The organism is Pseudomonas sp. 31 R 17, assembly GCF_900004915.1.
Taxonomy (GTDB): domain Bacteria; phylum Pseudomonadota; class Gammaproteobacteria; order Pseudomonadales; family Pseudomonadaceae; genus Aquipseudomonas; species Aquipseudomonas orientalis_A.
In genome coordinates this window covers 17729-29096 of record NZ_CVTN01000044.1, presented here as the reverse complement: position 1 = coordinate 29096, position 11368 = coordinate 17729, and the positions used below count along the sequence as shown (strand labels likewise).

Here is an 11368-nt window from a genome sequence, read left to right as displayed (position 1 = left end):
TTGAACTGGTCTAATGAATTTGGACACATCAATAGGGCGCTATGATGGCGCCCAGACCTGAGGTGTATAGATGATGCGAAAGTCCTATTCCAGTGAGGTCAAACTCAACGCTGCAAGCATGGTGCTTGATCAAAATATGTCTGTTCCCGAAGTTTGCGCCAGTTTGGATATTGGCCCTACGGCGTTGCGCCGCTGGGTCGAACAGGTGCGTAAAGAGCGCGCCGGATCGACGATGACGGGCACCAAGGCAATTACTGCCGAACAGAAGAAAATTCAAGAACTCCAGGCCCTGCTCAGGCAAAAAGACCGGGATATCGAAATCCTAAAAAAGGCCAGTGTTCTCCTGCTTTTGGACTCCAAAGATCATTCCCTCTGATCAGCGAGCTAGGCGAACAGTACGGCATTACAGATTGCTGTCGTGTTTTTGAAGTCAACCGCAGCAGCTACTACGCCTGGCGTCAGCGTCAGGGAAAAATCGATCTTGAGCGCGAAGCGCTTAAGGTTGTTCTGATTAAGTATCACAAGGCGTCCAGAGGATCGGCTGGGGCACGAACTCTTTCTGAAGACCTACGAGGTGCAGGCCATCAGGTGGGGCGCTACATGGCTCGTAGCTTGATGAAAGAGGCTGGAATTGCTAGCCGACAACGCCGGCCACATAAGTACAAGTCGTCAGGCGCTGAGTCTTTGGTGGCTGAGCATGAGCTGGAGCGTGAGTTTTATGTCGCTGACATCAACAAGGTCTGGTGTGCGGACATCACCTATATCCAGCTCGGCAAGCGATGGCTCTACTTTTCGGTGGTGTTGGATTTGTTCGCGCGCCGAGTGGTGGGATGGTCGTATTCACTGCTCGCCGATGCGACGCTGGCAAGCGAGTCACTGCGCATGGCTATTGAGTTGAGAGGGCGACCCAAAGGCGTGCTGTTTCATTCCGACCAGGGCTGCCAGTACACGAGTCATAAATTCAGGGCTGAACTGCAGGTACACGAGTTGAAGCAAAGCATGAGTCGCAAAGGTCAGTGCTGGGATAACGCCCCAATGGAGCGTTTTTTTGGCAGCTTAAAGTCGGAATGGGTGCCTGAGGGCGGTTACAGTTCAGAGCACGAGGCTCGGGCAGATATCAACCGATATGTGGCGCGCTACAACAGCGTAAGGCGCCACAGCTACAACGGCTACCACTCACCGATAGCGGCGGAAAAGCTCGCAGTGTGAGAACCGAAAAGAATGTCCGGAATTACTAGACCAGTTCATGTTCCCTCCCACATTTGGACCGCAGCGCATCAGTCAGATAGCAGTCGTCTTGAGGCTGTCAGCGGCATCGCCACAGGCCCGTCGCCGTACCGCTATTTACTGTGGGAGGGGGCTTTCCCCCGATAGCGGTGCATCAGTCGAGATATCAGTGGCTGACACTCCGCTATCGGGGGCAAGCCCTCTCCCACATTTTGATTTGCATGCATCCAGCGCAGGGCTTTACAACCAATGCCAGAACCGGCTCCAGAACCCTCGCCCCAACTCATCCTTGCACCCGGCATATTGCCGCGCGTACAGCTGCGAACGCGCCTGCACCTTGCTTGCCACCGGCAGTAGCCAGGCTTTGCCGGCGTAGGTGCGCTGGCGGTAGCCGCCCCAGCCTTCGTGGTAGTTCAGGTACTGGCCGTAGGCGTCGTATTTGTAGACGCCGTTGATGGTGTAGGTCTTGTCCATGTACCAACCGATGAAGTCGATGGCGTCGTCGAAATCCTCGCGATCGGCGCCGCTGCGGCCGGTGCTTTTGCGGTAGTCATTCCATACCTCATCCTTGGCCTGGGCATAGCCGGACGCCGTGGACACGCGGCCCCAGGGGATGATCCACAGCAGGTATTTACGCGGGGTCTTGGCGTCGTAGCGAAAGCCCGACTCCTGATACATGATCGCGAACGGCACCTGGATGGGCACGCCCCAGCGCTTTTGCGTGACCTTGGCGGCGTCGTACCAGTCATCCTTTTCGCGAAAGATGCTGCAGATGTCGTTGGGCGTGCGTGGCGGCGAGGTGCCGCACGCCGCCAACAGAGAGGTGAGTAACAACAGTCCGACGGCTTTGCCTGCGCTCAAGGGGCACCTTTGCGTGATACGCGTAAAATGTCGGGCATTTTACGCGTTCACCGCGGCGGCGTCCCTGTCGCAGACAGTTTTTAAGCCAATGGCACGCGACGGGTTGTCAGCGCGATACGACCGACAAAGAAGCTCAAGGCCGCACCCAGCAGCAGCATCGCCAAGGTGCTCCAGGCTGCACGAGACAGTTGCTTGGCCGCTACTTCACCGGCTTCACGGGCTTTCTGTTCAGCCTGTTGCTTGAGTTGTTCGACTTTCTGCATGGCCTGCTGATAAGCCTGGGCGTAGTTATCGACGATCTGCGTGGCTTCTTCCTTGCTCTTGCCGGTACGCGCCGCGACGATGTTGACCAGGGCCTCTTTATCTGCAGCGTTCAGTGCAGGCTCGCCGGACGCTTTCACGCGCTCGAACCACTGCTTGAGCTCATCGCCCGCCTGGGTAGGGTTGGTCGCTGCGTCAGTCGCCGTTTGCTTGCCATCGGCTGCAGCCTGGTCGGTTTTCTGCTCGACGTTGGCAGGGTCCAGCTCAGGCTTGCCGCTTTGCTTGAGCAGGGTATCGAGTTGACCTTGCAGGCTGTTCCAGTCCAGCTGGATACCCTGCTCATTCAACTGCTGCTTGATGCTGTTGCCGATCCCCGGTGCGGCGGCGGCGATGCCACTGCCGGCAGCCGACAGACCTTTACCCACCACGTTGCCCGCGGTGCCCACGACGCTGGAGGCCAAGCCTGCCAGCAGCCAGGTGGTCAGCAAAGTGGTCAGGGTCCAGGTCAGTACACCGTGCAGACCACCGCGATCCGGTGCGGTGCGCCCGGCCACGAACGCGCCAAGTGCAATGGCGATCAGCGTCGATACAAACAACCAGATCCCGGCACCCGTGCCGAAGCCGCTTAGCGGATTACCCGCCTCCATCGGATCGACGGCACTGGCGCCAATCGCCGTACCCAGCACGCTCAAGACCAGATAGGTCACCAGTGCAATTGCACTACCGGCCAATACCGAGCTCCACGACACCCGAAACAGCGAGCGATTGGTTTCATAGACAGTGGTCATACAAAGGTCCTTTTCAAATTATCGGAGCAAGGCAAAGTGCCTTGATGGGTGTGAGTGTGGCGAAACGACATACGTTCAGTCGTGGCCCAAATGCACTATCCGGCCTGGTGCATTCGCACTCCCACAGGGACAATTTCTCTGCACTATCCAGAACCCGGGATGTCGTAATTCAATGCGTCCAGCCTTCGGAGAATCTATGACACAGGATGTTCTTGCCAAAGAAACCAACCGCCGCCAACTGCAACAGATCATCGCCGGGTTATCCGATGGTGTGATACTGGCGGAGGTCGACCAGACCATCCTCTGGGCCAACGAGGCCGCGTTGGCCATGCATGGCGTAGGCGACGTCATGGGGCTGGGCGCCAACACCCGGCAATACGCCGAGCGCTTCAGTCTGCGCTATCGCAACAACCACCCCTTGCAACTGGACAGCTACCCCCTGGCCCGCGCGGCGGCGGGAGAAGAATTCAGCGACGTGATCGTGGAGGTCATTCCCACCGCCGACCAGGAAAAAACCTGGGTGCACCGCCTGCGCAGCCTGGTCATCACTGACGCACAGGGTGAGCCGGAACTGCTGGTGCTGATCCTCAGCGATGCCACCGAATGGGCCAGCGCCGAGCAGCGCTTCGAAAAAACCTTCAACGCCAACCCCGCCCCTGCCGTGATCTGCCGCCTGAGCGACCTGCGCTACATCAAGGTCAACCAGGGTTTTCTGGAAATGACCGGCTACAGCCGCGACCAGGTCATCGGCAAATCCGTGTATGAACTGGACGTGCTCGAACAGGCCGAGCGCAAGGACCTGGCGATCGAGCGCCTGGGGCAAGGCGCGACCATTCCACAGATGCAAGCCGAACTGAGGCTGCCCGAAGGCGGCAGCAAGCTGGTTGTGGTGGCCGGCCAGCCCCTGGATATGAACGAAGAAGACTGCATGCTGTTCTCGTTCATGGACCTGGAGCCGCGTCGCAAGGCGGAAATCGCTCTGCGCCAGAGCGAAGAACGGTTCGCCAAATCCTTCCGCCTGACGCCAGTGCCGACCCTGGTGTGCAACGCCGCCAACCGCCAGGTTGTGGACGTCAACGAAGCATTCATGAGCATCACCGGTTACATCAGTGAAGAACTGATCGGCAAGTCCATCGAAGAAATCAACTTCATCGACAACCCGCCTGCCAGCGCGCAATTGTTCGCCACGCTGGAAAAGGCCGGAAACCTCGACGGCCACGACCTCAAGGTACGCAAGAAAGGCAATGAAGTGATCGACTGTGTGGTGTCCGCCGACACCGTGGTGATCCAGGATGTGCCGTGCTACCTGCTGGTGTTCATGAACATTACCGAACGCAAGCGCTCGGAGCTGGAGCTGGTGGCGGCCATCGAAGAAGTGATGCAGGACGCCTCCTGGTTCAGCCAGACCCTGATCGAGAAACTGGCCAATGCCAAAAGCGTCAACAGCCCTAACCTGCCGAACGTATCCTTTACCGACCTCACGGCCCGTGAACGGGACGTGCTGGGCTTGATCTGCGAGGGCCTGGCCGACAAGGAGATCGCTTCGCGCCTGAAGCTGGCACCCAATACCGTGCGCAATCATGTGGCGACGGTGTACTCCAAACTGGGCGTTCACAGCCGCAGTTCGGCTATTGTTTGGGCCCGTGAACGCGGGCTGTTTGCCGGCGAACTGCGGGTAAAAAACAAGCGCTGAGAGTGCAAATGCACTAGTTCATATAGTGCGAATTCGCCTTATTGGCTGGCGGCGCAATCAATAACCTTCAAGGCATCGAATCTGTGCCTTGAAGGAACCTGCATGTTTACCCTCTCTCAACTGCGAAATTGCATCGAAGAAGGCCTGTCGCCGCTGACGTGCGAATTCACCCTGTGCCGGGATGCGTCCTTGACCCTCAAGGTATTCGACGCCGAAACCGGCCGAGTCGACCTGGTGGTCACCGGTATCAGCACCAACCGGCTGCAGACTCCGGAAGAAGTGGCGAAAATGGTCGATGAGTTGCGCTACGAACTGCAGAGCAACACCGTCGGCAAACTCAACCTGGATGACTTGCCTTCAGCTTCGCCCCAATGAAATAGAACACCCCGCCCCCTACGATAAATCCCCCGAGCATCAAAAACATGTAATGCGCCGGCAGGCTGGCCAGCACCAGCCCGCATAACACCGGCCCCAATGCGGCACCGAGATTGGCCAGGTTCTGCGCGCCGTAATACATGCCGCGCAAGTGGTCAGGAGCGATCCGGTCGATAAACATGTACTCGGCCGGAAACACGATGATTTCCCCTACGGTAAATACCGCCATCGCCAGCACCCACCACAACAGGCTGGTGGACAGCGCAAAACCAATCAACCCCAGCATGAACATGCTCAAGCCCGCGATCAGCCACTGGCTCAAGTAGCGGTGCGAGATGCGCCGGCCAATCAGGTACTGCAAGGCAATCACCAGCACGGCGTTGGTGGTGAGTATTGTGCTGATTACCGTGTAGGTGTATTCGGCGGTGGTGGTGGTCACCAGGTATTGCGACAGGTAGGCGACGAACTGACCGAACACCACGGCACTGAGCAGTCCACCAACGGTGAAACACACCAGGCGGTGATCCTTGAGCAGCACCCGACCTACGGCGAGGAATGACACCGGTTTTTGCGTGGCGTCGACGGTGGTCAGTGCGCGGTCGCCGAGGCGCCAATACAGCAGGAAAAAGCCCGCGCCCAACAGCGCCGACAGAATAAACGGCAGGCTGATATCCAGCTTGGCCACCATCGCGCCAAAAAACGGGCCCACGGCATAGCCGATATTGGTCAGGGTGTATTTGATGGAGAACACTTCGCTGCGCCCATCCTCGGGCAGCACGCTGGCGAAACCGGCCTTGATCGCAATATCGATGACCGCATAGGCCAGGTTGATCAGAATCAGGCAGCTATAGAACGCCCAGATAGTCTGCGCCAGGACCGTACCGATGAAACCCAGCACAAACACCAGGCTCAGCCCGAGCAGCAAGCGGTAACTGTTGACGCGGTCGACGAGGAAACCGCCATAGACGCTGAGCAGCGAGCCAACAATCAGCGAACTGCCGATCACCAGGCCGACCTGGCTGATATCCAGGGCGAAATGGCCGGTGAGGTAGATCACCAGGTACGGAAACGTGATCGCCTTGGCCAGCGTCAGCAACAACGTGGCCGACAGCAGCAGGTTCACCGTGCGGGGATAGTTTCTTATTGCGGCAAGCATCCTGCTCTCTTTCCTTGAAGGTAACGCGACCATTGCGGTCGGCTACCTTAACCCAGGAAAGATGACGCGAGCAGGTGGTCCGGCAGGATTATTTCTTGACCGGCGTAATCTCAAGGATGGTGCCGTTGGTGGTCTTGAGCAGGACGTACTTGTCGCCTACACGTGCCCACTGGCTCTCATCTTCGGGCTGCTTGAGGCCGCGTTTTTTCCAGTCTTTAACCGCGGATTCCTTGCGCATCAACATGTCCGGGGCGCGGTCGCCTTCTTTCAAGTCACGGGCGTTGATATTTGAAGGTTGCACGGTTTCCTGAGGAGTATCGCCGGCCTGCACCACGAAACTCGCGGTGGACAGGCTTGCGGCAACGAGAACACAGGCAAATAGGGATTTGGACTTCATGGGTGCTCCTTCAATTCAGGGGACGTACCCAGGTTCCGACCGCAGCGGCGCGAAATCATTCAGCCGCTCACCTTGCTCCAGCGCCACGCTTGAGTTGCCGTCATCAACGGCCCCGCCGGATAGCTGGCCGGTCGGCACTTTTAACGTTGGACAAGCCATTGGAAATGGCCATTATCCGCTATGATTGCGACCTCACTTTCACAGATAAGGACATCCAATGTTCGGCAGCGTTTTCTGGGTCATTTTCATTGGCGTTCTCAGTGTGATCGCGCTCTACCTGATCAGCCTCTACAACACGCTGGTCAGTTTGCGAAATCGCTTCAAGAACGCGTTCAGCCAGATCGAGGTGCAGCTCAAGCGGCGCCATGACCTGATCCCCAACCTGGTGGAAACGGCCAAGGCTTACATGAGTCATGAGCGCGGAACACTGGTGGCTGTCACCGAAGCACGCAACGTGGCGGCAGCCTGCCTCAAGCTCGCGGCGGCAGAACCGGGCAGTGCGCACTCCATCGCGCAACTGGGCAAGAATGAGAGTCGGCTCAACACGGCCGTGGATAACCTGAACGTTTCGCTTGAGGACTATCCGGACCTGTATGCATCAGAAACAATGATGCAGCTGAGCGATGAAATGACCAATACCGAAAACCGCATTGCGTATGCCCGTCAGTTCTTCAACGATGCGGTGATGGAATACAACATTTTCCGCCAGAAATTCCCGACGATCCTCATGGCCCAGGCCGTGGGGCATGGCACGGACGCGACGTTGCTGGAGTTTGAAGACAGCAAACAGATTCAAACCGTCCCGACGGTATCCTTCACCTGATCAGTGCCACGGATGGCTGCATGAACTTTTTTGAACATCAGGACCGGGCACGGCGTAATGCGGTGTACCGCATATTGCTGACCACAATAATATTGCTGACCCCGGCGGTATTGGTGAGCCTGTTTTTGACAACCATTGGAGTCGCCGGATGGTATGCACTCCTGATCGCCGGCCTGGTGATATTTAGCCTCTTCGCGCTATGTTGCTGGTATCACACGCGCAAACTCAGAGGCGGTGGTAGCCACATTGCTGAAAACCTCGGTGGAACGTTGATTAGTCTGAATCCCCAAGAGGATGATCGTTGGTTAATGGATATTGTCGAGGAAATGGCAATCGCCTCGGGTAGCCCGGTACCCAGGGTCTACCTCCTGAATGTCCGTGGCATCAATGCCTTCGCGGCGGGGCGCGCACCGCAGGACTCCGTCATTGGTTTGACCTATGGCGCGCTGGCCATCCTCAATCGTGAAGAAATACAAGCCGTCGTCGCCCACTTGCTCTGCAAGATTCACAACAATGACATGCGCGGCGATGCACGAATGACAGGGATATACTTTGCGATCGTCTTCCTCTCGCTATTTTCCGGATATCTGCTCCTCCTTGGGCTCGGCTGGGCCTATCTGGTCTTTCTGGGCATGTCCCGTGTGCTGCGCCAGCGCAAATATCTCGCCGACGCCGCCGCTGCCCAGTTCACGCGTAACCCGCAAAGCGTGGCAAGCGCGCTGAAGAAAATCGGTGGGTATGAGTACGGTTCATTGATTGGTTGTAAAGAGACGGAAGAGTTTCTTCAGATGTTTTTCGCGGCGCCATACGAAGACCTGGGAAAGCGTCTGGTCTCCCCTCACCCACCGCTGAATAAACGTATTCGGCGTCTTGATCCCGAGTGGGATGGCGAGTACCCGGATGTTCCTCCGCTGGAAACCCTGATGGGCGACGATGAACAGGCCCAGGAGAATCGTCGCCGCTGGGAAGTCCTTGGCGCTGTGGCCATCGCTGCCAGAGGACTGAACAGCACGCAAGAGGATCCCGCACAGCGTTATCAGACTCAAGCCACCCAGAGCATGATCCCCTATGAGGCCTGGTCGGTAGCGGGCGACCCTGCCGGCGCACAAGCCCTGATCTACAGCTTGCTGCTCTGCGTACAGCCGGCTCTGCGCGCCCGGCAACTCACGCTGCTGCAAGAAACCCTCGATCCACAAGTCGCCCACTTCCTGCCGGGGTTGGACGCACCTGTACGTGGGCTTGACCGCTATCTGCGCCTGTCGTTGTTCGACCTGTGCGTTCCGGCACTCAAACAATTGCCAACCGACCAATACACGGTCTTCACCCACATCATGAGGAGCCTGGTTGCCGTCGATTCCCGCAGCCTTTTTGGGGGCTGGGCCTTGATCAACATACTCGATGCACAAGTGCTGCCCAAGCCCACAATCAAACGCCGGTCCACACTGGAACAACAGGAGGACAACATAACGTTGCTGCTCGGCATACTTGCCCTCACAGGGCAAAGAAGCCAGGCACAGATTGAGCTGGCGTACTACCGCGCCTGCGATGTATTGCCCTTTTATACGGCGCCAATGAAGACACTGAAAGAAGGTGCAAGCCTGGATGCACTCGACAAACCGTTGAAAGGCCTGCAACAGCTTCAACCGGAAGATAAAGAGATCCTGATGGAAGCGGTCGCGGTCTGCATCGAAAACGACGGCCATATCACCCCCGAAGAAATCGAGTTGGCGCGCGCGATCGCCGCCATCCTCGATTGCCCGATGCCCGAAGGCCTGCAAACACCTCCGATTGCGGACGACGAAGCGTCCCCATTGCCGGTATGAAATAATTCCTGTAATTTTTCATGAAATTATCTGACCTATATTTCATGAGCCCTCAAGAAGAACTCGCCACCCTCGCCGCGTTGATCCACGACCTGCGCAAGCACAAGAAACTCACCCTCGCCCAACTCGCGCAGAAGATCGAGCGGTCGGTGGGTTTTCTGTCCCAGGTCGAGCGCGGCCTGTCGCGCCCAACCGTCGCCGACCTGACCGCCATCAGCCACGCCCTCGACGTCCCTACGACCTATTTCTACAGCCGGCCCAAACCCAGGGCGGTGGATTGGGTCACCCGCCCCAACGAGCGGCGCACGGTGTACTACGCCAATGGCATCACCGACATCCTCGTCTCGCCGAGCATGAACGGCGCGTTCTCGATGCTCGACAGCCTGTTGGCACCCGGCGCCAACAGTGGTGAACAGACCATGAGCGACCGCGCCGAGCAGGCCGGTTTTGTGCTGGAGGGCGAGCTGACCCTGTGGGTTGAAGGTGAAGCCGATGCAGTCACCCTCGGCCCGGGCGATAGCTTTCATCTCGCCAGCTTCGCCCACTGCCGCTACGCCAACCTGACCGACCTGCCCGCCCGCGTGCTGTGGGTTTACAACTAGGAGCTGCACCCGTGAAAAGCCCCTCTGCAACCTTGCTGGCGGAAGTACGGACCTTCCGCCAGAACCACCCCGACGTGCGCTACGTCGACCTGATCGCCTTGGACATTGCGGGGCATTTCTACGGCAAGCGCTACCCGGTGGACATGCTCGAGAAAGTCGCCGCCGGCAGCCCCTTGAAGCTGCCGCAGAACGCCGTATTGCTGGGGGCCCAGGGCGGGTTGTTCAAGATTGGCGACTACTGCTTCAACGACGGGGACCCGGACGCCAATCGGCGCCTGGTGCCGGGTACGCTGAAGCCGGTGAGCTGGGAGTCGCAGCCGCTGGGGCAGATGCTGATCACCTCCGACGGCACCGAAGCACCGATCGAATTCGAACCTCGCGAAGTCCTGGCCAACGTGCTGGAGCGCCTGCGCCTCAAAGGCATTCACCCGGTCGTGGCGTTTGAGCTGGAGTTCTACCTGTTCGACAAAAAGCTCGACAACGGCCTGCCGCAATTCCCCCGCGACCCGCTGAGCGACGATGCCGACGACCAGCCCACCCTGCATATCGAACGGCTGTCGCGCTTTGGCGACGTGCTGGACGACATGGCGCAAACCGCCACGGCCCAGGGCATCGATATCACGGTGATCACCGCCGAAATCGGCCCGGGCCAGTTCGAAATCAATTTCGGCCATTGCGACGACGGCCTGCGCGCCGCCGACTGGGCTGCCCTGTTCTGCCGCAGCACGCGCGGCGTGGCACTCAAGCACGGCTACCGCGCCAGCTTCATGGCCAAGCCTTACCTGCAGTTTCCCGGCAGCGGCATGCATGTGCACGTCAGCCTGTATGACGGTGCGGGCAACAACCTGCTGGCGGCGCACCAGCAGCAACCGCTGCGCCACGCCGTGGCCGGTTGCCTGGCGTTGCTGCCCCACTGCATGCCGATCTTCGCCCCCAACCACAACGCTTTGCGCCGCCTCGGCGGTACGGTCAACGCCGCCACCCGCGCCAGCTGGGGTTTCGAAGACCGGGATGCGTGCGTGCGCATCCCCGAGTCAGACCCGCGCAACCTGCGTATCGAGCATCGCCTGGCCAGCGCCGACGCCAATCCCTACCTGGTGTTGGCGGCGATCCTCGCCGGTTTGGAGCATGGCCTCGAAGCCAGGCAGGACCCTATCGCACCGCTGAATGAAGACCGCAGCAGCGGCACCGATTTCCCCGTGGAAATGCTCGACGCCGTGCGCGCCATGCAACATCAGCAGGTTGTGCGCGACAAGCTGGGCGCGGAATTTGTCGATGTGTATTGCGAGAACAAGCGCCAGGATCACCTGGCGTTCCAGCAGGAGATTCATGCGCGGGAATATCGCTGGTTCCTCTGAACAA

At 58.7% G+C, this 11368-nt stretch carries 12 protein-coding genes; 8 read left to right on the top strand and 4 right to left on the bottom strand.

The window, feature by feature from the left end; translation table 11 throughout:
• Window positions 1-70 precede the first annotated feature (70 nt).
• Entirely contained in the window at window positions 71-376 is a 306-nt protein-coding gene (locus BFP89_RS29240; protein WP_241088523.1) for a transposase, read from the top strand.
• Entirely contained in the window at window positions 373-1209 is an 837-nt protein-coding gene (locus BFP89_RS04685) for an IS3 family transposase (RefSeq protein ID WP_065884008.1), read from the top strand. Before BFP89_RS29240 ends, BFP89_RS04685 begins: the two co-directional genes overlap by 4 nt.
• Before the next feature lie 258 nt (window positions 1210-1467).
• Here BFP89_RS04685 and BFP89_RS04680 read toward each other — a convergent pair whose 3' ends face one another.
• Window positions 1468-2088, bottom strand: a complete 621-nt coding sequence (locus BFP89_RS04680; RefSeq protein WP_065884415.1) for a transglycosylase SLT domain-containing protein — start codon at window positions 2086-2088, stop codon at window positions 1468-1470.
• 80 nt (window positions 2089-2168) lie between these two features.
• Window positions 2169-3137 (bottom strand): hypothetical protein, encoded by a 969-nt coding sequence (locus BFP89_RS04675; RefSeq protein WP_065884414.1) that lies wholly within the window; start codon window positions 3135-3137, stop codon window positions 2169-2171.
• A gap of 196 nt (window positions 3138-3333) precedes the next feature.
• Between BFP89_RS04675 and BFP89_RS04670 the strand changes: the two genes are divergently transcribed.
• The gene (locus BFP89_RS04670; RefSeq protein ID WP_065884413.1) at window positions 3334-4830 is read left to right on the top strand and encodes a PAS domain S-box protein; all 1497 of its coding nucleotides are present in this window, start codon (window positions 3334-3336) and stop codon (window positions 4828-4830) included.
• Window positions 4831-4932: 102 nt separating this feature from the next.
• Window positions 4933-5205: a DUF1652 domain-containing protein gene (locus BFP89_RS04665; RefSeq protein WP_065884412.1), complete on the top strand. Its 273-nt coding sequence runs from the start codon at window positions 4933-4935 to the stop codon at window positions 5203-5205.
• On the opposite strand, the gene BFP89_RS04660 is transcribed toward BFP89_RS04665, so the two are convergent.
• The gene (locus tag BFP89_RS04660) at window positions 5168-6361 is read right to left on the bottom strand and encodes an MFS transporter (RefSeq protein WP_065884411.1); all 1194 of its coding nucleotides are present in this window, start codon (window positions 6359-6361) and stop codon (window positions 5168-5170) included. The two genes, BFP89_RS04665 and BFP89_RS04660, sit on opposite strands and share 38 nt — an antisense overlap.
• Window positions 6362-6449: 88 nt before the next feature.
• Entirely contained in the window at window positions 6450-6758 is a 309-nt protein-coding gene (locus BFP89_RS04655; RefSeq protein ID WP_065884410.1) for an RcnB family protein, read from the bottom strand.
• Between the two features lie 217 nt (window positions 6759-6975).
• On the opposite strand from BFP89_RS04655, the gene BFP89_RS04650 reads away from it, so the two are divergent.
• From BFP89_RS04650 to BFP89_RS04635, 4 genes are read left to right on the top strand one after another with little or no spacing between them, the layout of a single operon-like run.
• A complete protein-coding gene (locus tag BFP89_RS04650; RefSeq protein ID WP_065884409.1) occupies window positions 6976-7581 on the top strand; it encodes a LemA family protein in 606 nt (201 codons plus the stop codon).
• Between the two features lie 20 nt (window positions 7582-7601).
• Window positions 7602-9404, top strand: a complete 1803-nt coding sequence (locus BFP89_RS04645; RefSeq protein ID WP_065884408.1) for a M48 family metalloprotease — start codon at window positions 7602-7604, stop codon at window positions 9402-9404.
• Between the two features lie 44 nt (window positions 9405-9448).
• Window positions 9449-10006: a helix-turn-helix domain-containing protein gene (locus BFP89_RS04640; protein ID WP_065884407.1), complete on the top strand. Its 558-nt coding sequence runs from the start codon at window positions 9449-9451 to the stop codon at window positions 10004-10006.
• 11 nt (window positions 10007-10017) lie between these two features.
• On the top strand, window positions 10018-11364 hold the full coding sequence (locus BFP89_RS04635) for a glutamine synthetase family protein (RefSeq protein ID WP_065884406.1): 1347 nt from the start codon (window positions 10018-10020) through the stop codon (window positions 11362-11364).
• Window positions 11365-11368: the final 4 nt, after the last annotated feature.